The organism is Burkholderia sp. HI2500 (genome assembly GCF_002223055.1).
GTDB lineage: Bacteria > Pseudomonadota > Gammaproteobacteria > Burkholderiales > Burkholderiaceae > Burkholderia.
The window spans coordinates 2,246,774-2,270,546 of record NZ_NKFL01000006.1 but is presented as its reverse complement, the minus strand read 5'-3'; the positions used below and the strand labels follow the sequence as shown (position 1 = coordinate 2,270,546).

Annotated in this window: 24 protein-coding genes; 13 read left to right on the top strand and 11 right to left on the bottom strand. The window is 69.3% G+C overall.

Annotated features, from left to right (window positions below; translation table 11 throughout):
• The first annotated feature begins 16 nt into the window (after nt 1–16).
• The 4 genes from epsC to CFB45_RS27855 all read left to right on the top strand — a co-directional run bounded on the left by epsC (nt 17) and on the right by CFB45_RS27855 (nt 4,231).
• The gene (epsC, locus tag CFB45_RS27870; RefSeq protein WP_089428312.1) at nt 17–955 is read left to right on the top strand and encodes a serine O-acetyltransferase EpsC; all 939 of its coding nucleotides are present in this window, start codon (nt 17–19) and stop codon (nt 953–955) included.
• An 8-nt stretch (nt 956–963) separates the two neighbouring features.
• Complete coding sequence (locus CFB45_RS27865) at nt 964–1,185, top strand: helix-turn-helix domain-containing protein (RefSeq protein ID WP_011356215.1); 222 nt, start codon at nt 964–966, stop codon at nt 1,183–1,185.
• 138 nt (nt 1,186–1,323) lie between these two features.
• Nucleotides 1,324–2,256 carry a family 2A encapsulin nanocompartment shell protein gene (locus CFB45_RS27860; protein WP_006479760.1) on the top strand — a complete coding sequence of 311 codons (933 nt, stop codon included), beginning with the start codon at nt 1,324–1,326 and terminating at the stop codon, nt 2,254–2,256.
• Nucleotides 2,231–4,231, top strand: a complete 2,001-nt coding sequence (locus CFB45_RS27855; RefSeq protein WP_089428311.1) for a family 2A encapsulin nanocompartment cargo protein cysteine desulfurase — start codon at nt 2,231–2,233, stop codon at nt 4,229–4,231. Before CFB45_RS27860 ends, CFB45_RS27855 begins: the two co-directional genes overlap by 26 nt.
• A 60-nt stretch (nt 4,232–4,291) precedes the next feature.
• Here the strand turns inward: CFB45_RS27855 and CFB45_RS27850 are convergent, their stop codons facing one another.
• From CFB45_RS27850 to CFB45_RS27820, 7 genes are all read right to left on the bottom strand, one after another.
• Nucleotides 4,292–5,185 carry an acetylglutamate kinase gene (locus CFB45_RS27850; protein ID WP_089428310.1) on the bottom strand — a complete coding sequence of 298 codons (894 nt, stop codon included), beginning with the start codon at nt 5,183–5,185 and terminating at the stop codon, nt 4,292–4,294.
• 48 nt (nt 5,186–5,233) lie between these two features.
• Nucleotides 5,234–5,755, bottom strand: coding sequence for a PTS sugar transporter subunit IIA (locus tag CFB45_RS27845; protein ID WP_089428309.1), 522 nt, complete (start codon nt 5,753–5,755; stop codon nt 5,234–5,236).
• A 132-nt stretch (nt 5,756–5,887) separates the two neighbouring features.
• The gene (locus CFB45_RS27840; protein ID WP_230624101.1) at nt 5,888–6,106 is read right to left on the bottom strand and encodes a hypothetical protein; all 219 of its coding nucleotides are present in this window, start codon (nt 6,104–6,106) and stop codon (nt 5,888–5,890) included.
• Between the two features lie 58 nt (nt 6,107–6,164).
• Nucleotides 6,165–6,536, bottom strand: a complete 372-nt coding sequence (locus CFB45_RS27835; protein WP_043178447.1) for a DUF6697 family protein — start codon at nt 6,534–6,536, stop codon at nt 6,165–6,167.
• A gap of 532 nt (nt 6,537–7,068) precedes the next feature.
• Nucleotides 7,069–8,709: a chaperonin GroEL gene (gene groL, locus CFB45_RS27830; RefSeq protein WP_039354347.1), complete on the bottom strand. Its 1,641-nt coding sequence runs from the start codon at nt 8,707–8,709 to the stop codon at nt 7,069–7,071.
• Nucleotides 8,710–8,721: 12 nt separating this feature from the next.
• Nucleotides 8,722–9,012 (bottom strand): co-chaperone GroES, encoded by a 291-nt coding sequence (locus tag CFB45_RS27825; protein ID WP_011694564.1) that lies wholly within the window; start codon nt 9,010–9,012, stop codon nt 8,722–8,724.
• A gap of 143 nt (nt 9,013–9,155) precedes the next feature.
• Nucleotides 9,156–10,439 carry an alpha/beta fold hydrolase gene (locus CFB45_RS27820; protein ID WP_089428308.1) on the bottom strand — a complete coding sequence of 428 codons (1,284 nt, stop codon included), beginning with the start codon at nt 10,437–10,439 and terminating at the stop codon, nt 9,156–9,158.
• A 390-nt stretch (nt 10,440–10,829) separates the two neighbouring features.
• On the opposite strand from CFB45_RS27820, the gene CFB45_RS27815 reads away from it, so the two are divergent.
• Together CFB45_RS27815 and CFB45_RS27810 are read left to right on the top strand one after the other, a co-directional pair.
• Nucleotides 10,830–11,510 (top strand): class II aldolase/adducin family protein, encoded by a 681-nt coding sequence (locus CFB45_RS27815; protein ID WP_089429172.1) that lies wholly within the window; start codon nt 10,830–10,832, stop codon nt 11,508–11,510.
• Between the two features lie 120 nt (nt 11,511–11,630).
• Nucleotides 11,631–12,755: a sigma-54 interaction domain-containing protein gene (locus CFB45_RS27810; protein WP_089428307.1), complete on the top strand. Its 1,125-nt coding sequence runs from the start codon at nt 11,631–11,633 to the stop codon at nt 12,753–12,755.
• Here the strand turns inward: CFB45_RS27810 and CFB45_RS27805 are convergent.
• From CFB45_RS27805 to CFB45_RS27790, 4 genes are read right to left on the bottom strand one after another with little or no spacing between them, the layout of a single operon-like run.
• Complete coding sequence (locus tag CFB45_RS27805; protein ID WP_089428306.1) at nt 12,746–13,534, bottom strand: ABC transporter permease; 789 nt, start codon at nt 13,532–13,534, stop codon at nt 12,746–12,748. The genes CFB45_RS27810 and CFB45_RS27805 overlap by 10 nt on opposite strands.
• A gap of 16 nt (nt 13,535–13,550) precedes the next feature.
• Nucleotides 13,551–14,366, bottom strand: a complete 816-nt coding sequence (locus tag CFB45_RS27800) for an ABC transporter permease (RefSeq protein WP_089428305.1) — start codon at nt 14,364–14,366, stop codon at nt 13,551–13,553.
• Complete coding sequence (locus CFB45_RS27795) at nt 14,366–15,472, bottom strand: PhnD/SsuA/transferrin family substrate-binding protein (protein ID WP_089428304.1); 1,107 nt, start codon at nt 15,470–15,472, stop codon at nt 14,366–14,368. The genes CFB45_RS27800 and CFB45_RS27795 overlap by 1 nt, the downstream gene beginning before the upstream one ends.
• Nucleotides 15,473–15,503: 31 nt before the next feature.
• Nucleotides 15,504–16,580, bottom strand: coding sequence for an ABC transporter substrate-binding protein (locus CFB45_RS27790; protein ID WP_089428303.1), 1,077 nt, complete (start codon nt 16,578–16,580; stop codon nt 15,504–15,506).
• 457 nt (nt 16,581–17,037) lie between these two features.
• Here CFB45_RS27790 and CFB45_RS27785 point away from each other — a divergent pair, with 457 nt between their 5' ends.
• From CFB45_RS27785 to CFB45_RS27755, 7 genes are read left to right on the top strand one after another with little or no spacing between them, the layout of a single operon-like run.
• A complete protein-coding gene (locus CFB45_RS27785) occupies nt 17,038–18,210 on the top strand; it encodes an LLM class flavin-dependent oxidoreductase (RefSeq protein WP_089428302.1) in 1,173 nt (390 codons plus the stop codon).
• A gap of 50 nt (nt 18,211–18,260) precedes the next feature.
• Complete coding sequence (locus CFB45_RS27780) at nt 18,261–19,307, top strand: ABC transporter substrate-binding protein (RefSeq protein WP_089428301.1); 1,047 nt, start codon at nt 18,261–18,263, stop codon at nt 19,305–19,307.
• 33 nt (nt 19,308–19,340) lie between these two features.
• Nucleotides 19,341–20,150, top strand: a complete 810-nt coding sequence (locus CFB45_RS27775; RefSeq protein ID WP_089428300.1) for an energy transducer TonB — start codon at nt 19,341–19,343, stop codon at nt 20,148–20,150.
• Nucleotides 20,151–20,191: 41 nt separating this feature from the next.
• Complete coding sequence (locus tag CFB45_RS27770; protein ID WP_089428299.1) at nt 20,192–20,908, top strand: MotA/TolQ/ExbB proton channel family protein; 717 nt, start codon at nt 20,192–20,194, stop codon at nt 20,906–20,908.
• Entirely contained in the window at nt 20,908–21,318 is a 411-nt protein-coding gene (locus CFB45_RS27765) for an ExbD/TolR family protein (protein WP_089428298.1), read from the top strand. Before CFB45_RS27770 ends, CFB45_RS27765 begins: the two co-directional genes overlap by 1 nt.
• 34 nt (nt 21,319–21,352) lie before the next feature.
• Nucleotides 21,353–22,429, top strand: coding sequence for an ABC transporter substrate-binding protein (locus CFB45_RS27760; protein ID WP_089428297.1), 1,077 nt, complete (start codon nt 21,353–21,355; stop codon nt 22,427–22,429).
• Nucleotides 22,426–23,643 carry an MFS transporter gene (locus CFB45_RS27755; RefSeq protein WP_089428296.1) on the top strand — a complete coding sequence of 406 codons (1,218 nt, stop codon included), beginning with the start codon at nt 22,426–22,428 and terminating at the stop codon, nt 23,641–23,643. The genes CFB45_RS27760 and CFB45_RS27755 overlap by 4 nt, the downstream gene beginning before the upstream one ends.
• The last annotated feature ends 130 nt before the right edge of the window (nt 23,644–23,773 follow it).

The window sequence follows — 23,773 nt, the reverse complement described above, 5'->3', positions numbered from 1 at the left end:
ACGGGGAGAAAGCAGCATGGCCGCATTCGACATCGACGACATCGTTCAATCGCTGCAAAGCGTGCGCCGTGCATGGCGCGAGAAGCAGCGGCGCTCGCTGGAACCGGGCGGGCGCGACCTGCCGGCGCGCGAGGCGCTCGCGCAGATCATCGGCGCGCTGAAAGGCGTGCTGTTTCCGATGCGGCTCGGGCCGCCCGACCTGCGCCAGGAGAGCGAGAACTTCCACGTCGCCCATGCGCTCGACGCCTCGCTGAATGCGCTGCTCGCGCAGGTGAAGCTGGAATTGCGCTACGCGGCACGGCAGCGCAATGCCGACGAACCGGTCGATAACGTCGATGACGTGGCGTCGACCGCCGTGCAGGCATTCGCCGCGCGCTTGCCCGAGATTCGCCGGCTGCTCGACAGCGACGTGCTGGCCGCGTTCCATGGCGATCCGGCGGCCGGCAGCGTCGACGAGGTGCTGCTGTGCTACCCGGGCATCCTCGCGATGATCCATCACCGGCTCGCGCATGAGCTGTACGGGCTCGGCCTGCCGCTGCTCGCGCGGATCATCGCCGAGCAGGCGCATGCGGAAACGGGTATCGACATTCATCCGGGCGCGCGCATCGGCGCGGGCTTCTTCATCGACCACGGCACGGGTGTCGTGATCGGCGAGACGGCGATCATCGGCGAGCGCGTGCGCGTGTACCAGGCCGTCACGCTCGGCGCGAAGCGCTTTCCGCGCGATGCGGACGGCCATCTGGAGAAGGGGCACGCCCGCCATCCGATCGTCGAGGACGACGTGGTGATCTATGCGGGCGCAACGATCCTCGGCCGCGTGACGATCGGACGCGGTGCGGTGATCGGCGGCAACGTATGGCTCACGCAGGACGTGCCGGCCGGCGCGAACATCACGCAGGCCGTGCTGCGCAGCGAAGCGAACGCCGCGCCGCGCGCGGCGGCGCGCGTCGCCTAGGAGGCGCGATGAGTGACCTCATCCATCACTTCGGCGCCAACGTGCGCAAGCTGCGCGAAGCGCGCACGTGGTCGCAGGAGCAGCTGGCCGAGCATGCGGGGCTGAACCGCTCGTATGTCGGCGAGATCGAGCGCGGCGAGGCGATCGCGTCGATCGTCACGGCCGACAAGATCGCGCGCGCGTTCGACGTGTCGATCTCGACCCTGCTGCCGGGTGCGTACGTCACCTGAGGCTGCCTCGTTTCATTTCCCTTTCGGTTGCACGCGACCTGACGGCTATAGCATGTTGAGCCGGCAGGTGCGTGCTTCCGATAATCACCGAGCGTCATAAGCAATCCCGTTTTTCATCTAAAGAACCCGGAGCCACACATGTCGACCGTTGCAAGCGGCACGGCTGCGCTGAGCGATCACGCCGCCCGCCAACTAGCGAACGCTACCAAGACCGTCCCCCAGCTTTCCACGATCACGCCGCGCTGGCTGACCCATCTGCTGCAATGGGTGCCGGTCGAGGCCGGCATCTATCGGCTGAACCAGGTGAAGAACCCGGAAGCCGTGCGCGCCGCGTGCACGCAGCTCGAGGACGAAAGCGTGCTGCCGCAGACCTTCGTGCCGTACGAGGAACAGCCGCGCGAGTATTTCCTGAACGCGGTGAGCACGGTGCTCGACGTGCATACGCGGATCTCCGATCTTTACAGCAGTCCTCACGACCAGATCAAGGAACAGCTGCGCCTGACGATCGAGACGATCAAGGAGCTGCAGGAAAGCCAGCTGATCAACAACCCCGACTACGGGCTGCTGGCCAACGTGACCGACGAGCAGCGGATCTTCCCGCTGACGGGCGCGCCGACGCCGGACGATCTCGACGAGCTGCTGACCAAGGTGTGGAAGGAGCCCGCGTTCTTCCTCACGCACCCGCTCGCGATCGCCGCGTTCGGCCGCGAATGCACGCGGCGCGGTGTGCCGCCGCCGACGGTCAGCCTGTTCGGTTCGCAGTTCCTCACGTGGCGCGGCATCCCGCTGATCCCGTCGGACAAGGTGCCGGTCGCGGACGGCAAGACCAAGATCCTGCTGCTGCGCGTCGGCGACAAGCGCCAGGGGGTGGTCGGCCTCTATCAGCCGGGCGTCGCGGGCGAGCAGGGCCCGGGCCTGTCGGTGCGCTTCATGGGGATCAACAACCAGGCGATCGCGTCGTACCTGATCTCGCTGTATTGCTCGCTCGCGGTCCATTCGCCGGATGCGCTGGCTGTCCTCGATGACGTCGAAATCGCCAAGTTCCATGACTATCCCGACACCTACCGTTAATCCCGGCCTGGCCGGCGGCGACGCGCACGCGCTGCCGCACGCGCCGCTGCCGGCCGGCTTGCCCGACCCGGCGACGCTTGCGCGGCTCGCGTCCGAGTTCTTCGCGACGCCGCCCGGGCAGGCCACCGCGCCCGGGCTGTCGGCGGGCAGCGGTGCGGTGGGCGGCGTGCCGTCCGCGTTGCCGGCCGCCGCGCCGATCCTTGCGTCGGTGAGCAACCCGGTACCCGGCGGTTCGCCGCTCGCGGGCCCGGGCGGTGCGGGCACCGGCGTGCCCGGTCTCGCGCTCCCGCAAGGGAAAGTGCCCGGTGCGAACCTCGCGCCGTCCGCGCCGACGCACGTGCTGTCGCTCGGCAACCGCGCCCCCGCGCTCGCGCCGCATGCGGCCGCGCAGAACGGGCTGCCCGACAACGTCGTGTCGATCGCGCCCGCGCTCGAACCGCGCGTCGGCGGCGCGGCGCTCGGCGTGCCGCAAGTGAATGCGCCGGTATCGGAAGGCGCGGCGAAGGCCTCGCCGTACTACTTCACCGACGGCTCGCTGCAGGGCTGGCAGGCGACGCCGCAGGACATCGTCGTGCCGTCGAACGGCCTTGCTTCGCCGGAAGCGTTCGGGCTGCCGGGCGACGACGCGCTGCGCGAACTGCTCGCCGTGCATCGCGACGGGCCGGTGTCGCGTGCGTCGGGCGCCGACGTGCCGCGCTACTTCATCGACGACACGCACGCGGCGGAGCCGCAAGGCCAGCTGTATCGCGGCGCGCATCCCCCGTTCGACGTGAATGCGATCCGCCGCGATTTCCCGATCCTGCAGGAGCGCGTGAACGGCAAGCAGCTCGTGTGGTTCGACAATGCAGCGACGACCCACAAGCCGCAGGCCGTGATCGATCGTCTCGCGTACTTCTATGCGCACGAGAACTCGAACATCCACCGCGCGGCACATGCGTTGGCCGGCCGTGCGACGGACGCGTACGAGCATGCGCGGGAAACGGTGCAGCGCTTCATCGGCGCATCGTCGCCCGATGAAATCGTGTTCGTGCGCGGCACGACCGAGGCGATCAACCTGATCGCGAAGACGTGGGGCGTGCAGAACGTCGGCGAAGGCGACGAGATCATCGTGTCGCATCTCGAGCACCACGCGAACATCGTGCCGTGGCAGCAGCTCGCTGCGCTCAAGGGTGCGAAGCTGCGCGTGATTCCGGTCGACGATTCGGGGCAGGTGCTGCTCGACGAATACCGGAAGCTGCTCAACGACCGCACGAAGATCGTGTCCGTCACGCAGGTGTCGAACGCGCTCGGCACGGTCGTGCCGGTGAAGGAGATCGTCGAGCTCGCGCATCGTGCGGGCGCGAAGGCGCTCGTCGACGGCGCGCAGTCGATCTCGCACATGCGGGTGGACGTGCAGGCGCTCGATGCGGATTTCTTCGTGTTCTCCGGGCACAAGATCTACGGGCCGACCGGGATCGGCGTCGTGTACGGCAAGCGCGCGATCCTCGACGACATGCCGCCGTGGCAGGGTGGCGGCAACATGATCGCGGACGTGACGTTCGAGCGCACGGTGTTCCAGCCGCCGCCGAACCGGTTCGAGGCCGGCACGGGCAACATCGCGGATGCGGTGGGGCTGGGCGCTGCGCTCGACTACGTGAACCGGGTCGGCATCGAGAACATCGCGCGCTACGAGCACGACCTGCTTGCGTATGCAACGAGCGTGCTCGCGCCGGTGCCGGGCGTGCGGCTCGTCGGCACGGCCCGCGACAAGGCGAGCGTGCTGTCGTTCGTGCTGAAGGGCTATGAGACCGAGGAAGTCGGGCAGGCGCTGAACGAAGAGGGCATCGCGGTGCGCTCGGGGCATCACTGCGCGCAGCCGATCCTGCGGCGCTTCGGGCTCGAGGCGACGGTGCGGCCGTCGCTCGCGTTCTACAACACGTGCGACGAAGTCGATGCGCTGGTGAGCGTCGTGCGGCGGCTTGCGACGCGGCGCTGACGCCATTCGCTTGCGGCGGCCCGGGCGGGTCGCCGCAAGCGTTTTATCGCTACCAGAAAGTCAGAACCGCACGACCTGCTTCTGCTCGACGCTGAAGCCGTCGCGCAGCACGCTCGCCGAATCCGCGAAATAGCGGCGGGTTTCCGACAGCAGGTCGGTGTTGCCGCGACGGCAGAACACGACCCCCGATCCCTCTTCCGTCAGCAGTTCGTCGATCAGCGATTCGGGTTGCCCGATGTCGGCGAGATGGACGTTCTGCACGCCGTGCGCAAGCGCATCGAGCGCGTCCCGCACGCAAGGCGCCGCCGCGGCGGCCGGGTGCTCGGCGAGCCAGTGCTCGAGTTCCGTGATGCCGTACAGCCCCGCGAGTTCGCCAAGTTCGCGCAGCAGCGTGCCGTCGACCATCATCACCAGCGTGACGGCGCCCGTTCGCTGCGCGAAGAGGCTGCCGAGCCGCTCCGCGCGCAGCAGGTGATCGTGGCCTGCGTCGTCCGGGGCGACCGGCATCACGACGGGCACCAGCCCATTCTCGAGAAATGCGTTCAACGCGGTGCCGTCGAACCGTGCGACCGCGCTTGTGCCGACGCGGTCGGAATCCGCGCTCGCCACGAGCAGGCCGCCGTCGTGCCCGTCGATGCCGATCGACTTGGCGCCGTGACTGCCGATCAGGCGCACCAGTTCATGATTGACGCCCGCCATCGCCGCGTGGACGGCGTGGATCGATTGCGTGCCGGCCGCGGCCGGCACGCCTTGCACGACGATCGGGCGAACGCCGGTGAGCGCGAGCAGCGCGACATCCTGCGCGAAGGCCTGGCGGGCGCGCGCATCGCTCGCGGCGCCGCCATCGACGATGACGACGGTCTGCCCGTGCAGGGCCTGCATGAACGGCAGCGAACGCGCCAGGCCGGCTACGCGGCGGGACGTCGGGGTGGGACTTTCAGGGTCTGGGAACATGGGAGTCCGAATGGATGAAGGGAATGCCTGCCGCCGCAGGGTGCGGCATCAGGGCGTGCGTTGCATCAGCTGGTGAATCTCGTCCGGCGTTAGCGCATCGCGCGATGCCTGCCGGAACGGGCGTTCGCTGAAACACCGCGCCGCGTCGGCCAGCAGTTCGAGGTGCGCGCGGTTGTCTTCCTGCGGCAGGACCAGCACGATGAATTCGCGCACGGGCTTGCGGTCCGGTGCGTTGAAGCTGAACGGATACTGCGCGCGAGCGAACATCGCGACGGCCGAGCGGAGGCCGGCGACACGCGCATGCGGAATCGCGACGCCCTGGCCGAGGCCGGTCGAGCCGAGTTGCTCGCGCTTCGTCAGTTCGGTCCTGATCCGTTCCGCGGATACGCCGCTGCTGCGCTCGACATAGCGCGCGACGAGGTCGAACAACTGGATCGCGCTTTCGACCGGTACGTCGAGCAGGATGTGGTCCGGCGGGCAGGCGTCGGCCAGCCGGGTCGCGAACGGTGTGCCGCCGCGTCGGTAGGGAAGGTCGGGTTGGCCGCCGGCGGCGGCCTGCTGCGTTTGCATGCGGATCTCTCCGTGTCGGGATGACAGGGAAATCCTAGACAAAACCGCGTAAAGACGGTGTTAGATACGAGCGGGCCCGGCATTAAAATTGTGTATCGATTGCCGGTGGAACCGGGCCCGAAGCGTAGCGCTTCAGGTACCCGACAGCACGAACGGCAGCGTTGTCAGCAGAAACACCGAAATGCCGACCACCGGCGCGCCGAACGCGATCGCCGCGAACGCCACCGCGGCGCTGGTCAGCACGAGCGTTCTCGACACCCGTCGGTGCCGGTCGTGTGCAGCCGCCCTGTCATCGCGGATTGCATCGGTCCGCGTACCGATCACGTGTTTCCAGAACGTCAGGCCAAGCATGATGGCTCCTGTATGAAAGATGGCCGGAATGGGGCGCGCGACGCGCCCGGCATGCCTGTCAACAACGCTTGAGCTTGAGCACGCGCGAGATCTGCCCGGACGTGAAGCTGCTGTTGCGTACGTAAGGCGCGCAGTCGAGCGGTGCGGTGAGCGATTCGCTGACGACGTACTGGCCGACGAAGCGGTACGCATCGGTGGCCATGCGGATGAACACCGGAATCGCATCGCGTTGCGCGGCGAGCGTCCTGCCGGCCGCCCGCGCGGACGCGCTGCCGTCGCAGAGGATCACGTCGGGCGCGTGCGGGTTGAGGTCCGTGCGCAGGCAGGCGGCCACGACCTTGCCGTTCTTCGTCGGCAGGAATGCCTGTTTGCTGCCGCCGCAGGCGGTGTGGATGAATTCGCGGGTGTACTGCTTGTCGATCTCGAACATGATCGGGCTCCGGTATCGGAAACTTCCGTTGGTTAAATCAGGTATGCAAAGCAACGCGATCGGATCGACATTTCTGACGCAGGCATGCCAATCGATCGTTGCCGGGGCGGCGGATCGATGGCGCATCGTGAGGCGGGAATTTCCGCGCGAACACGCTCGCATCGCGCGATGCGCGGCTGGCGCATCGACGTCGTGTTCAAGCGTGCAAGGTAAGGACTACGGCGCGCACCGTCCGCCTGCCGGCAGGACGGTGGCTCGGGAACAGAGAGACGCAGGCGTCCTGCCGGTCAGGCAGAAAAGCAACTCGGAGGGCGAGGACTTCGGATGCGCATGGGCGTACTCGGTAATAGATGGATTGCGAACACATTCTAGTGAACGCATACGCGGGCGCAAGTAAAAAGGTCGTAAAGGTTGTGTAGTCCGTGCGGTCCGGCGCACCAAGCAAAAAACGCGTGACGACTATCGTCGCCACGCGTTTCCGGTTGCTTCAGGACGGCGCGCATGCCGGCGAACCGGCATACGCGTCGGGTCATCAGAAATCAAACCCCGGCCCACCCGCACCCGGGCCGCCCGGCGCCGCCGCCGGTGCCGCGTCCTTCGGCGCCTCGAACACGGTCGCATCGGTCGTCAGCAGCAGCCCCGCGACCGACGCCGCGTTCTGCAGCGCCGTGCGCGTGACCTTGGTCGGATCGAGCACGCCCGATTCGACGAGGTCGCCGTATTCACCGGTCTGTGCGTTGTACCCGAAGTTGCCCGAGCCTTCGGCCACCTTCGCGACGACGACGCTCGCTTCCTCGCCCGCGTTCGTGACGATCTGGCGCAGCGGTTCCTCGAGCGCGCGCAGCACGATCTTGATGCCCGCGTTCTGGTCGGCGTTCACGCCCTGCAGTTCGCGGATCGCCTGCCGCACGCGGATCAGCGCGACGCCGCCGCCCGGCACGATGCCTTCCTCGACGGCCGCGCGCGTCGCGTGCAGCGCGTCGTCGACGCGGTCCTTCTTCTCCTTCACTTCGATCTCGGTGGCCCCGCCGACCTTGATCACCGCCACGCCGCCCGCGAGCTTCGCGACACGTTCCTGCAGTTTTTCACGGTCGTAGTCCGACGTGGCTTCGTCGATCTGCACGCGGATCTGCTTCACGCGCGCCTCGATGTTCTTCGCATCGCCCGCGCCGTCGATCACGGTCGTGTTTTCCTTGCCGACCTCGATGCGCTTCGCCTGGCCGAGCTCGGCGAGCGTCGCCTTCTCGAGCGTGAGGCCCGTTTCCTCGGCGATCACCTGCCCGCCGGTGAGGATCGCGATGTCCTCGAGCAGCGCCTTGCGGCGGTCGCCGAAGCCCGGCGCCTTCACGGCGACCGTCTTCAGGATGCCGCGGATGTTGTTCACGACCAGCGTCGCGAGCGCTTCGCCTTCGACATCTTCCGCGATGATCAGCAGCGGCCGGCCCGACTTCGCGACCTGTTCGAGCACCGGCAGCAGGTCGCGGATGTTCGAGATCTTCTTGTCGTGCAGCAGGATGTACGGGCTTTCGATCTCGGCGATCTGCTTGTCCGGATTGTTGATGAAGTACGGCGACAGGTAGCCGCGATCGAACTGCAGCCCTTCGACCACGTCGAGCTCGTCCGCGAGCGACTTGCCGTCCTCGACGGTGATCACGCCTTCCTTGCCGACGCGGTCGATCGCTTCCGCGATGCGCTGGCCGATCGATTCCTCGCCGTTCGCGGAGATCGTCGCGACCTGCGCGATCTCCTTGCTCGTGGTGGTCGGGCGGCTGATCTTCTTCAGCTCGTCGACGGCCGCCGCGACGGCCTTGTCGATGCCGCGCTTCAGGTCGAGCGGGTTGAGCCCGGCCGCGACGTATTTCTGGCCTTCACGCACGATCGCCTGCGCGAGCACGGTGGCCGTGGTGGTGCCGTCGCCGGCGGCGTCGCTGGTGCGCGACGCGACTTCCTTCACGAGCTGCGCGCCGATGTTCTGCAGCTTGTCCGCGAGTTCGATTTCCTTCGCGACCGACACGCCGTCCTTCGTGACGACCGGCGCGCCGAAGCTGCGTTCGAGCACGACGTTGCGGCCCTTCGGCCCGAGCGTGACCTTTACCGCGTTCGCGAGAATGTTCACGCCTTCCGTCAGCTTCGCCCGTGCGACGTCGCTGAAAATGATTTCCTTCGCTGCCATGATTGCGCTCCGTTATTGATTGACGACCGCGACGATGTCTTCTTCGCGCAGCACGAGAAACTCGTTGCCGTCCACCTTGACGGCCTGGCCCGCGTACTTGCCGAACAGCACGCGCTCGCCGACCTGCAGGTCGGGCACGATGCGCTGGCCGTCCGTATCCTTGCGGCCGGGGCCGACGGCGATCACTTCACCCTGGTCGGGCTTTTCCGCCGCGCTGTCGGGGATCACGATGCCCGATGCGGTGGTGGTTTCCTGGTCGAGTCGCTTCACGATCACGCGGTCGTGCAAGGGGCGTAGGCTCATTGGTTCGTCCTGTGCTGATCTGTTGAATTGGGCTGGCACTCTTTAACAGAGAGTGCTGACGAGTATAAAAATGCGCGGCGGCGCAATCCAATAACGGATTCCGAAATGCATTCGCGCCGTCGTGCAAAAGCGCGTTGCCTCCGCTATTGCGAAACGGCTGGCTGGGCGGCGGGCGTGCAGACCGGGCGGATCGTCTCGCCGGCGAGCACGCGCTTCACGAACGGAATCGAATCCGCGAGCGACGCGTTGACGGTGCCGTTGTGTTCGCGGCCCGCATACAGGTGCGCCTCGACCGTCGTGCCGGCCGCGCACGCATCCTTTGCAAGCGCGAGTTCGAGCGGTGCGAGCCCGTCGTCCGCGCCCGCGCCGATGAAGACGGGCGTGGCGATCTTCAGCGTCGGGTACGTCAGGTATTCGTCCCACCAGGCCTTCAGCCGTGCATCGCCGCCGGGCTTCACGGTGTTCGCGTGCGTGAGGTGCGCGAGCGCCGCGTCGTCCTCGAGCGATGCAAGGCAACTGATGCGCGACTGTTCGAGGATCGGCAATGCCTGGTCGGTCAGCACCTCGTCCGCGCGCAGCGACGGGTCGATCTGCTGCGCGGAGAGCACCGAATAGAACTGGTACGCGAGCGTCGGATCGACGCGCTCGGGATCGCGCCGGTACGCGCTCTCGAACTTCGGTAGCGACGCGAGCGTGGCGGGCGACGCGTTGTAGATCGTGCCGGTGGCCACGGTCGCACGGATCGCGAGTTCGGGCGCATAGGCCGGTGCGTAGCCAGCCGCCGCGAACACGGCCGAGCCGCCTTGCGACTGGCCGACGAGCACGACCTCGTTCGCGAGGCCCGGCACGCCGCCGAGCACCGCGCGCACGCTGTCGAGCAGCGTGTAGCTGTTCGAGCGGTTGTTGAGCTGCGGATTCGGGCCGGGCGTGCCGAGCCCCTGGTAGTCGGTCGCGACGACCGCGAACCCTTGCTGAAGCCACGCGTTCAGGTAGCGCACGTCGCGATACGAGCGGCCGAACCACGACGGCGCGCAGATGTCGGCCATCCCGAACGTGCCGTGCGCCCACGCGACGATCGGCCAGCCGCCGGCCGGCGGCGTGCCGCGCGGCACGAACAGCGCGCCCGACACGGCGATCGGCGTGCGGCCGCCGACGCCGTCGGTCGATGCATACAGGATGCGCAACTGGCGGCCGGCGTTCGCGAGCCCGAGCGTCGCCGGCAGCGGCTCGGTGCGCAACAGCACGCCGGGCGTCGCCGGAATGTCGCGGTCCCACGTGTAGAACGCGGACACGCGGCCGTCGCCTTGCAACGGATCGGGCGCAGGCACGCGGCTGGGGGAAGCCGCGTGCGACAGGAGAGACGAGACGGCGAGCGCCGAAGCCAGCAGCGTGCGTGCGGCGTGGCCGCGCAGGGGGAGGAGCGTCATGGTCGGATGGGTGTCGGTGAAGTCGGATCGGGCGCGCCGGACAGCGCGCGGCGCGGGCCGACCACGACGCAAGTTTCGAACCAGCGCAGCCGTTCGGCGCGTGGCGCGAGACACGACGGGCCGCTGCGCCGTACGGCGAGCCGCGCACGCTCTCGGCGGCTGCGTGTCGCGCAGCAATCCGGGCCGGCAGGCTGTTGCTCCCGCAACAGAGGTGCATGCAGGGATCGCACGGTGCGCGTCGTGCAAAAGGCGCACACGCACCGCGCCACGGGCCTTCGACGCATGCCTGCCCGGCTGGCACGATTGCTGCTGATCCGGTGGCCGTGCGTCGCGGTGTCACGACATCGCGATGTGAGCCCATCCGTCCATCCGATCAAGGAAACCGTCCTCATGTCTGTCACCTCAACCATCGACAGCGGCGAACTCGTGGCATTCGTCGAGCGCGCCACGCGCGAATTCACGCAGGCCGAGCGCGTGCTGAAGGACACGCGCACGCTGTCCGCGACCAACACGTTCCAGGCGTTCCAGCGCGTGCCGGGCACGGAACTCATCGTCGCGCTATCGGCGCCGAGCCCGTGGGCCGCGTCGCAGGAGATCCAGCCCGTCGTCGTGACGTTCGACGGCAACGTGCTGCACGGCGACGCGCGCGCGGGCGGCAACGGGCCGCGCTATGCGGACGTGTTCCGCGAGGCGCCGGAAGTCGGCGTCGTGATCCACGTGCATGGCCCGTACCTCGGCGCCTGGGCGAGCGCGCATCGCCCGCTGCCGATCCGCTATGCGCCGGCCGCGCGCTACACACGCGCCCGCGAGATTCCGGTGTACGTCGATCGCCGTCCCGGCGAGCCTCGCTTCATCGTGGACACGATCCGCCGCGACCCCGAGGTGCCGGCGATCATCGAGGCGAACGGCGGTGCGACGTTCTGGGGCAAATCGATCCTCGACGTGTCGAAGTACATCCTGATCCTCGAGGAAGCCGCGTATTTCCAGGCGCTCGCGGAACCGCTCGGCGGCTCGCTCGAATTCGGGCCGGGCGCGCTCGAGCAGCAATGGAAGATGACCGGTCTCGCGTGACCTCGTGCCGCGGCCGGCGCAATCCGGCCGCCGTCATACCGATAGCTCGATGAATTGGTTCGTGGCCGGCGCGCGCCTTGCTATCGTCGAACCTTCCCCGTTCAACACGCCGGTCGTGCCATGGCCATCTTCAGCTTGCCGGACCCGACTTCGCATGCGATCACGATTCGTGCGAAGGCGCTGACGTTCGACGATCCCAAATCGCGGGTGCTGCTCGAGCGCATCCAGCTCGTCGCGCCCAGCGACGCGACCGTGCTCGTCACCGGCGAGAGCGGCACCGGCAAGGAGCTGATCGCGCGCCTCGTGCATTCGCTGAGCGAGCGCCGCGACGGCCCGTTCGTCGCGGTCAACTGCGGCGCGTTCTCCGAGACGCTGATCGAGAGCGAGCTGTTCGGCCACGAGCGCGGCGCGTTCACCGGCGCGATCAACAGCCAGCCCGGCTGGTTCGAATCCGCGAATCGCGGCACGCTGTTTCTCGACGAGGTGGGCGACCTGCCGCTGTCCGCGCAGGTGAAGCTGCTGCGCGTGCTGCAGGAGCGCGAAGTGACGCCGGTCGGCTCGCGCAAGACCGTGAAGATCGACGTGCGGCTCGTCGCGGCCACCAACGTGAATCTCGAAGCCGCGGTGCGCGCGGGCAATTTCCGTGAGGATCTGTACTACCGGCTCAACGTCGTGAAGCTGAGCCTGTTGCCGCTGCGCGAGCGGCCCGGCGACATCGCGCCGCTGATCGAACACTTCATCGACACCTACGCGAAGCGGCTGCGCGTGGCCGCGCCGACGCTCACGGACGCCGCGCGCGCCCGGCTGCATGCGCACGCATGGCCCGGCAACATCCGCGAACTCGAGAACGTGATCCACCACGCGGTGCTGATCTGCGCGGGCGGCGCGATCGACGTGAGCGACCTGCAGTTTTCCGCGCTGTCGCTGGCGCCCGATGCCGGTGATCCGCGCAGCACCGCGGCGGCACCGCCGCGCCGGGCGCGCGACGTGGCCGAGGCCACCGATGCGCTGCGCCACGCGGTGATCGAACTGCTGGATCTCGGCACGCCGGCGCTGTGGCAGCACATCGAGGACACCGTCTACCGCAGCGTGTTCGACTACAGCGACCACAACCAGCTGCGCATGTCGCGCCTGCTCGACCAGTCGCGCAACATCGTGCGCGCGCGGCTCGCGCAGCTCGGCATCCTGAAGCCGCGCGACGCGGGCGACGCCGACGCCGACGCGCGGCTGCGCCGTCAGGCGTGATCGCGCCAGCGCAGCGCACGCTGCGCGATTCGCTCGCATAGCGCACTCATGCCGACGGCAAGCGCCGTCACGCCCAGCACGCAGACCAGCAACACGTCGGCACGTGCGCCGGCCTGCGCGTTCTGCATCAGGCTGCCGACACCCGCACCCGCGTTGAACAGCAGCTCGCTGCTGGTCGCGGTGATCCATGCGAACGGCACGGCCTGCAACACGCCCGCGAACAGGTCGGGCAGCGCGCCCGGGATCAGCACGTCGCGCCACAGGCCGATGCGCGTCAGGCGATACGACTGCGCGAGTTCGACGTAGCGCGGATCGACGCGGCGCAGCCCGTCGAAGCTGGCGGTGGTCATCGGGTAGAACGCGGCGAGCGCGATGATGAACACCTTCGCGAATTCGCCGGTGCCGGCCCACAGGCTCAGCAGCGGAATCAGCCCGAGCAGCGGCACGTAGCGCAACGCCTGGAACGCCGGCTCGCCGAGCTTGCGCGCGAGCGTCGAGCGCGCCATCGCCGCGCCGAACAGGAGCCCGACCGCGACGCCGGCCGCGAGGCCGAGCGTCGTGCGGCGCAGGCTCGCGCCGAGATCGGTGGCGAGTTCGCCGCTGCGCGCGAGTTCGACGAGCGCGGCGCCCACCTGTTGCAACGGCACGAACGCGTATTGATGGGCCGCGTCGCCGGACGACGCGGATTGCCAGGCGGCGACCAGCAGGGCCGGCACGACGAGGCCGCGCGCACGACGGCGCAGCGCGGCGAACGAGAATGAGGGGATGGCGAGGGTCATTCGGATACCTGTTCGTTCAGCGCGCGGGCGTCTGCCAGCGCAATGCGTAGCGTTGCACGAGCGCGATCGACCGGTCGATCGCGAAGCCGATCAGCCCGATCACGGCGACGTCGATGAGTACGACGTCGAGCCGCAGCATCTGCCGCGCCAGTTCCATCATCTGGCCGATCCCGCTGTCGGCGCTGAGCAGCTCGACCGCGACGAGCGCGAGCCACGCGCGCGCGAGCGCGATCCGTACGCCGGTCAGCAGCGGTGGCAACGCGGCCGGCAGTAGCACGTCGCGCAGCAGCGCGAAGCGGCCGAGCCCGTAGTGCCGCGCCATCTCGACGAGGTCGCGCGGCGCGTCGTGCACGCCCGTGTACGCGGCCAGCGCGACCGGGAAGAACACGGCCTTGCCGACGACGACGAGCTTCAGCGGCTCGTCGACGCCGATCAGCAGGATCAGCAGCGGAATCAGCGTGAGCGTCGGCACTTGCCGCAGCAGGTCGAACGTCGGCCGCAGGTAATCGGCGAACAGCCGGCTGCGCGCGAGCAGGATGCCGAATGCGGCACCACCGGTCGCGCCGATCGCGAAGCCGAGCGCGAGGCGATGCAGTGTGATCAGCAGGTTGTCGCGCAGTTCGCCGGTGTCGAGCAGCGTGCGCAGCGTTGCCGCAAGCCGCTCGGGCGGTACGACGAGCTGCGGCGGAAACCAGCGCTGCGCGCTCGCGAGCCACCACAGCGCGACGAACGCGACGGGCGTGGCCCACCACAGCGCGATGCCGCCGAGCCGTGCGAGTCCGGGCAGGCGGAGCGCGCGTGCGCCGGTCGACGCGAGGGCATGCGTCGGCATCAACGGCTCGCGACGCGCGCCGCGTCGGTGCGCCAGTAGCCGTCGAGCCCGAGCTGCTTGAGCGCGGTCGATACGAACGTCGGCGCGAGCAGCGCGTTCACGTCGACCGGCGTGGACGTCAGGCCGGCCTGGCGGCTGTACGCGATGACGTCGCGGTAGTGGCCGGTCAGCGCGGGCGTGAAGAGCGGCGCCCATTGGTCCTTCCACGGCGTCGCCTCATCCGCGTATTCGCGGCGCACGATGCTTTCCGGCTGGCCGGACGCGCTCAGGATCTTCACGTACGCATCGCGGTTCTGCGGCTGCGAGATCCAGTGGGCGGCACGCACGTAGGCCGTCGCGACGAGCTGCGTGAGGTCGGGGTAGCGCCGCACGAAATCGTCGGACGCCCACAGTTCCGCGCGCATCTTCCAGTCGTCGGGCGCGGTCTTGGTCGACCAGATGATCTTGCCGACCTGCTTGTCGACGAGCGAATACGCGTCGGACAGCGTGAAGAAGCCGTCCACGCGGCCGGCCGCGACGGCCGCCGCGCCGGCCTGCGGGTCGAGGTTGTAGATCTTGAAATCGGACAGCTTCAGCCCGTTCTCGGCGAGCAGCTTGCTGAACGTGACTTCCCACGGCCGGCCGCGATTGAGCGCGATGCGCTTGCCTTTCAGGTCGACGATCGATTTCGCGGTCGAGCCGGCCGGCACGACGAGATACGTGTTGCTGCCGACACCGCCCGGTACGATCAGCCGCGTATGGGTGCCCGACGCGTTGACGACGACCGACGGCAGATCGCCGTAGCCGGCGAAATCGATGCTGCCGTTCGTGAACGCCTCGTTCACGAGCGTGCCGACCGCCGCGGTCGACACGGGTACCCATTGCAGTTTCACGTGCCGCGCGGCGAGCGCCTTCTCGAGCGACTTGTCGGCGTCGATCAGCGCCGATGCGCCCGCGTATTGCGTCTTGCCGCCGCTCGAATAGGCGACGACGGCGATCCGCACGACCTTGGGCGCGTCGTCCGCATGCGCGGCCGGTGCGGCGAGCGATGCCGCGACGAACGGCAGCGCGGCGATCAGCGCGTGCAGCGGGCGGCGCAGCGCGGCGAGGGAGAGCGTATGTTTCATGATGGTCGGGAACGGTAGGCGGAAAAGGGGCTCACGCGCGCTTCTGCAGCGATGGCCGCAGCACGTCGGCGAGCGGGCGCGGGTCGATCCAGTCGGCGACGTCGAAGTCGGCTTCGAGAAAACCGTGGTCGTGCAGGAACGTCTTGAAGTCGTCGAGCGCGGCGACCGATTCGTCGTCGAGGTTGACACCGACGTGCCGGTGCAGCTGGTTGCCGTACGCGGCGCGGACCCAGTCGATCGACGACGCGGTCTCGCCGGCCACGTAATGCGCGGTTTCGTCGGGATGCGTGCCGGCCCAGTCGCCGGCCGCGACCACGAGCTTCAGGAAGCCGGCGACGATGTCCGGATGATTCGCGAGCACGTCCGCGTTGACGGTCAACGGGCGCGGCGTGCCGTTGTTGTTGCGGATCGTGCGCTCCGGATGAAAGCCGATGTCGATCACGACGTGCGCGCCGATCAGCTGCGCGATCTCGAGGCCGGTCGAGCCCTTCACGTAGATCGCGTCGACCTCGCCGCGCAGCAGCGCGCCGGCTTCGGCCGCGTACAGCGCGCGGCTCGAAAAGCCGTGCGGCGACGCGAACAGGTCCGCCGCGCGCGCCGGCCCGACGGCCTGCAGCGTGCGGGCGCGCACGTCGACGAGCTCGACGTCGCGCGTGGTCAGCCCGTCGAGGCTCAACGCGTTGACGAAGCCGCGCAGCGCCGACGCGCGAAAGATGTCGATGCGGTCGTCGGGGCGGCTCGGGATCGCGATGCGGCGCCCGCGCAAGGCCTTCACCGAGCGGATGCCCGACTCGGGCCGCGCGAGGATCAACTGCGATTCGTCGACCCACGACAGCCCGATCACGCGCGTGTTCGCGCCGTTCGAGCGTGCCCACATCGCGGGGATGCTGCCGCCCTGGCGGAACGACTGCGCGAGCGTGTGATCGCTGATCGACGACACGTCGTGCCGCGTGGCGCCGCGCGGCGAGCGGATCGCGACGCCGTCGGCCGACGTCTCGCCGTTGAGCCAGCCGAGATGCACGGCGATGCCGAGCGGGGTCGGCACGGGCGACCGGGCGTACCAGAACGTCTGCTGCTTGTCCGATGACGAATCGGGCCTGTCTGTCATGGGTGAGATTCCCTCTCTGCGTAAGCATGGTTGAAGCCCGGTCGCGCACGGTGTCGCGGTGTCGCACGCGCGGGCCGGTCAACGTTGCAAGTTCCGGGCCAGTGAACGGAAACGGCGCGGCCGCACGCGGCGCGGGCATCGCGCGGGAGGAGCGGTGCGCGTACCGATGCAGGGCCTGTTGCGCCAGCAACAGTCGCGTCGGCTGCTGTTGCGCGCGCAGCAGCAGTGGGGGCGGTGCAGCAGCGCGATACGGGCGTGTCGCGGCGGTATGGACGACCGCGAACGCACGCGATTCGATTGCCGCTGACGCCCGGTATGCAAGGCAATGCGCGGGATCGCCGGCGACCACGTTCGCGCAGCGGCGAGCGCGTTGGCACACCGCGTGCTTTACAGCGCAGCACACGCGCGGCACGGCGATGCCGCACGCAATCCGAATGGCCCGACCAGGAGAACTCCGATGGCTGTTGAATTTCTGTGGCGCCTGCCGATGCATGGCGACGGCCGGCGCGCGCACGACCTGCATACGCGCGGCGAATGGAACCGCCAGCGCGCATCGCGCGTCGCGCCGAAAGTCGACGACGACGATTTCGGCTACATCGACTATCTGTCGCAGGTCGCGCGCGCGGCCGATATCGCCGGCTTCCACGGCGCGCTGATTCCGATCTTTCGTTTTACCGAGGAACCGTGGGTCGTGGCGGCCGCGCTGGCGCGCGAGACGCGCCGGCTGCGGCTCCTGATCGCGCTGCAGCCGCATTTCGTGCACCCGGTCTATGCGGCGCAGATGGCCGCGAGCCTGCAGCGGATCAGCCGTGGGCGCGTCGAGTGGAACGTCGTCACGGGCGGCGGCGGCCCCGACCAGCGTGCGTACGGCGACTTCATCGATCACGACAGCCGCTATGCGCGCACCGACGAATTCCTCGATGTCGTGAAGGGCGTCGCGGCCGGCGAACCGTTCACGTTCGACGGCCGCTTCTACCGCGTCGAAGCCGGCGGCCTGCTGCCGCCGCTGAGCGGCCAGAAGCCGCCGCGCATCTACCTGGCCGGCGCGAGCGACGCCGCGCTCGCGGTTGCCGCGAAGCACGGCGACGTGCACCTGAGCTGGGGCGAACCGCTCGCGAAACAGAAGGAAGTGATCGATGCGGCGCGCCGCGCGCTTGACCGCCAGCACGCCGAGCGCGACCTGCGCTTCGGCATGCGCATCGACATCCTGGCGCGCGAGACCGAGGAGCAGGCGTGGGCCGAGTTGCGGCAGATGTTCGCGACGGTGGGCGACGCGACGCGCGGCGGCTTCGACGGGCGCGGCGAATCGTCGGAGTCGGTCGGCGCGAAACGCCAGTTCGCGCTGCACCAGGGCAACACGCAGCACTTCGACGACCTGATCGTCGGCCCGAACCTGTGGGCCGGGATGTCGCAGATTCGCGGCGGCCCCGGCTGCGTGATCGTCGGCAGCCACGAGCAGGTGGCCGAGCGGCTCGCGGAGTACGTCGACATCGGCGTGTCGACGTTCATTCTCGCGAGCAACCCGCATCTCGAGGAGGCGTACCGCGTGGGCGAGGAAGTGCTGCCGCTCGTCGACGGCGCGCTGAACGCGCGCGGCACGCAGGCGGCGCTGCGCGTGGCCGGCGCATGAGCGCGACGGCATTGCCGCGCCATCCAACGACATCGACAAGGACATTCACCATGACGACACTCGCTGCGCAGGCCACGGCCTGCGACGCACTCTGGTACACGCGCTGCCCGGTGCCGACCGCGCTCGGCATCGCCGTGCATCGCGGCTGGTTCGACGAGGAGTTCGGGCCGGACGGCATCACGCTGAATTCGCTGCAGGAGACGGCCGATGCCGGCAAGCGCGAATCGCATTTCGATCACAGCCTGCCGCACTCGTTCCGGCAGGGCGGCAACATTCCCGCGCTGTGGGCGCGGGCGCGCGGCGCCGATACGCGCGTGATCGGCCTGTCGTGGACCAACGAATTCCAGGCGATCGTCACGTTGCCCGATCGCGGCATTCGCTCGGTGCGCGATCTGCGCGGCCGGCGGCTCGGGTTGCCGCGCCATCCGATCAGCATCGACTTCTGGCGGGCGGCCGCGCTGAAAGGCTTCCTTAGCGCGCTCGAACTGGAAGGGCTCGGGCACGGCGACGCCGAATGGGTCGACCTGCCCGACGAACGTGAACGTCGCACCGGGCCCGCATCGTTTGCGCGCGGCCCGCACGAGTACGGGCTCGAGATCGCGGCGCTCATGCGCGGCGAGGTCGACGCGGTGTTCGTGAAAGGCGTCGAAGGGCTCGAGACCGTGCATCTGATCGATGCACAGGTCGTCATCGATCTCGGCGCGCACCCCGATCCGCTCGTGCGGATCGGCAACGGCACGCCGCGCACGCTGACCGTCGACCGCGCGCTGATCGACGCGCGCCCCGATCTCGTGAGCCGCTTCCTGTCGGTGGTGGTGGGGGCGGGCGACTGGGCCGCGCGCCATCCGGCGGAGACGGTTGCGTATATCGGCCGCGAGACGCGCGCGTCCGACGAGTGGGTGCGCTATGCGTACGGCGCGGACGTGCACCGCCATCTGGAGACGGGGCTCGCGCAGACGTCGATCGACGGGCTGGTCGCGTTCAAGGATTTCCTCGTCGAATGGGGCTTTCTCGAACAGGATTTCGATGCGCGCGCGTGGATCGACCCGGCGCCGTTCACGCGCATCGACCGGCAACGCCATGCGTGGGTTGCGTAGCGCGCCGCGGCGCGTCATTGCAAGGAGTCGAGCATGACAGGTCTGACGATCGAATACGGCGTGCCGCCTGCGCGCCGGCATGCGGCGCGCGCTGCGCCGCGTACGGGTGCGAGCGGGGCGGCGGTGGTCGCGCGTCCGCCGTCCGCTTCGCCGTCGGCACGGCCGGATGCGCCGAAGGCGAAGCCGGGCGCGTGGCGCGTCACGGGTGCGATTGCGCTCGCCGTCACGGCGCTGCATGCAGGTGTCGCGTTGCTGGCCGCGCGCACACCTGCCGCGCCGCCCGTGCATCCGCCGCGGCCGCAGCCGTTGACGGTCGAACTGACGCGGCCGCCCGAACCGTTGCCGCAGGCCGCGCATCCGCCGCCGCCGGCAGTGCCGCCGAAGCCGTTGAAGCAGGCGCCGACCCCGCCGAAGCCGCGTGCGGCCGTCGCGCATCCAGCGCCGGCGCCCGCTGCCGCGCCGCAAGTCACCCGCGAGGCGGCCCCGGCGACGGCGGCACCGGCCGCCGCCGCGCCCGCCACGCCGGCTCCCGCGCCGGCCGCGCCTGCCGCGCCGGTACGCGAAACCGCACCGATCGGCGACGCGGCCTACCTGCGCAACCCCGCGCCCGACTATCCGGCGTTCGCGCAGGACCAGGGCTGGGAAGGGCGCGTCGTGCTGCGCGTGCACGTGCTCGCGAACGGCTCACCCGATTCCGTCGAGGTCCGCACGAGCAGCGGCCGCCGCATGCTCGACACGGCGGCGGTGGCCGCCGTGAAGCGCTGGACGTTCGTGCCCGCGAAGCGCGGCGACGAAGCGGTCGACGGCTGGGTCAACGTGCCGATCGATTTCAAGCTGGGCTGACCCGCCGGGCGGCCCGCCACATTTTCAAAGGAACTCACATCATGAACGGTATTCCGACCACCTTCATCGTCCAGGGCGCGCTCTGGCTGCTCGTCGTCTTCTCCGTCGTCACGTGGACGCTGATCGTCGTGAAGGCGATCCAGAGCCTGCGGGCGAGCGCGCGCAACCGGCGCTACGTCAGCGCGTTCTGGGCGGCGAACAGCTTCCACGAGGCCGCCGCGCTCGACGGCGCGAACAGCCCGGTGGGCGAACTCGCCGCGACGGGCTTCGACGCGCTGCGGCGCGCCGACGAGAGCAGCGCGCACGACCTCGAACACAGCTGGAGCCGCCACGACCTGCTCGAACGGCATCTCCGGCAGCAGATCCACAACGCGCGCCGGCGCGAGGAGGCGGGGCTGGCGGTGCTCGCGTCGATCGGCAGCACCGCGCCGTTCGTCGGCCTGTTCGGCACCGTATTCGGCATCATCCATGCGCTGACCGCGATCACGCACAGCGCGTCGGCGAGCATCGACGTCGTGGCCGGGCCGATCGGCGAGGCGCTCGTCGCGACCGGGATCGGCATCGCGGTCGCCGTGCCGGCCGTGCTCGCGTACAACTTCTTCGTGCGCCGCGTGAAGGCCGCGTCGGCCGACCTCGACGCGTTCGCCACCGATTTCGTCACGCTCGCGCAGAAGGCCGGCTTCCGCGTGCCGGCCGCCGCCGCTGCGCCCGCGCCGGCACGCCGTGCCGGCGACACCCGTCAGGAGGCCTTCGCATAATGGCCTTCTCCTCTTCCTCCGACAACGACGACGTGCTCAGCGAAATCAACATCACGCCGCTCGTCGACGTGATGCTCGTGCTGCTCGTCGCCTTCATCGTCACGGCCCCGCTGCTGAACAACGCGGTGCACGTGAATCTGCCGAACACCGTCGCCACGGCGCCGGCCGATCGCAAGCCGAACGTCACCGTGAGCGTCGACGACAAGGGCGTCGTGTATCTCGACAAGCGGGCGGTCGCGCTCGCCGCCGTGCCGGCCGAGCTGGCCGCGCTGAAGGCCGGCCGGCCCGACGTCGCGCTCGACCTGCAGGCCGACGAGCACGTGCCGTACGGCACGGTCGCGAAGCTGATGGCCGCGATCGAACATGCGGGCATCACGCGGCTGTCGGTGCTCACCGCGTCGCGCGGCTGACGCGCGGTTCACGACTCCCTCCAAGAACGCATCCATGAGCATCACGGCTTCCTCCAACGTCCAGTCGATCTGGTACACACGCTGTCCGGTGCCGACGCCGCTCGGCATCGCCGCGCATCTCGGCTGGCTCGACAGCGAATTCGCCGGCGACGGCATCACCGTGCGCGCGCTGCAGGAGAGCCAGCACGCGGCACTGCATCACGCGCACGTCGATCATTCGCTCGACAACGCATTCCGGCAGGGCGGCAGCATTCCCGCGCTGTGGGCGCGCGCGGCCGGCGCCGAGACGCGCGTGGTCGCGCTGACCTGGGTCGACGAGGCGCAGGCGATCGTCGCGCTGCCGGAAAGCGGCCTGAAGCGGCCGAAGGACCTGCGCGGGCGCCGCATCGGCCTGCCGCGCCGCGACGGCGAGCGCATCGACATCTTCCGCGCGGCGGCGCTGCGCGGCTTCGTCAGCGCGCTGTCGCTCGACGGGCTCGGCCCCGCCGACGTCGAATGGGTCGACGTGCCCGCGTCGAACCTGCGCGCACCGGTGTCGACACCGGCGACGCGCGACGCGGCCTTCAGCCATCCCGCGAGCCTGTCGAGCCGCCGGCTCTATGCGGCCGAAGCGGCCGCGCTCGTGCGCGGCGAGGTCGACGCGATCTACGTGAAGGGCTCGCTCGGGCTCGAAACCGCGCACCTGATCGGCGCGCAGGCGGTCGTCGACATCGGTTTTCATCCCGATCCGCAGATCCGCATCAACAACGGGTCGCCGCGGCCGCTGACCGTCAATGCGTCGACGCTCGACCGGCATCCCGACATCGTCAGCCGCTTCCTCGCGCGCGTGACCGATGTGGAAGGCTGGGCGCGCGAGCACGAGCAGGACGTGCTCGGCTATCTCGGCCGCGAGACGGGATCGGGCCATGACTGGCTGCGGCTCGCGTACGGTGCGGACGTGCACCGGCGGCTGCGCACGGATCTCGACGAAGCGTCGATCGCCGCGCTCGACGATTTCAAGCGCTTCCTCGTCGAATGGCGCTTCCTGCCGGCCGACTTCGACGTGCGCGCGTGGATCGACCGGCGCGCACTCGACGGCATCGCGACGCGGTCTCGCGACGCCGCGCGGTGAGCGCATCGGCACGCGTCGCCGACGCATGGCGGCGCGAGCGCTTCACCGGCGGCTTCATGCTGCTGGCGCTCGCGAGCGGCACGACGATCAGCATGGCGCAGCTCGCGACGACGCTGTACGCGCTCGCGCTCGGCGTCGACAGCGCACGGCTCGGCATCATCGCGGCGATGGAGCCGCTCGGCATCGCGCTGATGACGCTACCGGCCGGGCTGCTCGTCGCCCGCTACGGCGCGCGACGCGTGTACTTCGTCGCGAGCATGGGGCCGATGCTGCTCAATCTCGTCGTGCCGTTTACCGGCGCATGGTCGATGATCGCGCTCACGCAAGTGTTGATCGGGCTGTGCATCCCGTTCCGGATCGTGTCGATCAACGGCGTGTTCCTCGCGCGTCTCGCGCAGATCGGCCTCGCACGCGCCGGCTGGTACCGTGCGGCGATGTCGGTCGGCACCGGCATGGTCGGGCCGTGGCTCGCGAGCGGGCTGCTCGGCGCGCACGGCGCGGTCGCGACGTTCTGCGTGGCATCCGCGAGCTTCGCGGGCATGGCGCTGTTCAGCCGGACGCTGCTCGGCGATGCGGAACCCGCGGCGCGCGGTGCGCCGCCTGAACCTGGTGGCCTGCGCGCGTTGCTGGCGCTCGCGTGGAGTCACGACGTGCGCGAGCAGCTCGTGCTGGAAGCCGTGAACAGCGCGACCCGTTCGCTCGCCGGTGCGTATACGGTGGTGCTGGCGATCCAGTCGCTCGGGCTGTCGCAAACGAAAGCCGTCGCGCTGCTGACGCTGCAGGGCGTCGTCGCGGTGATCGCGCTGTTCGGGCTCGGGCATGTCGCGCAGCGGATGACCGCGCGCCGCTGCCACGCGCTCAGTCTCGCCGGCGCCGTGGCCGGATTGCTCGCGCTGGGTCTCGCCCATGACGCATGGGTCGTCGGCGCGGGGCTCGCCGCGCTGTGCGCCGGCTCGTCGCTGCTGCATCTCGTCAACATGCAGCGCCTCGGCCGTCACCCGGCCGACAAGAGCCAGGTGTCGAGCCTCTACAACCTCGCGTCGATGACGGGCGCGTTCTGCGGTCCGCTGGCCGGCAGCGCGCTCGTGCCGATCGTCGGGTTGCCGGGCGTGTTTCTGTGCTGGCTGCCCGTCGTCGTGCTGGTTACGTTCGCGTTGCGCGTTGCAACGAAGCGGCGCGACGCATCGCGGTCCGTGACTGCAAAGTTCTCCTGACCACCCTCATCGGGTGTTGCGTGACAAGCAGTTTGCTTCCCGTCACAGATGCGCATGCAGCAACACCCGCGCCACCCACATACCGGAAGCCCCGTGCGACGGGCTTCTCGATGCTGGCATCCGAATTGCA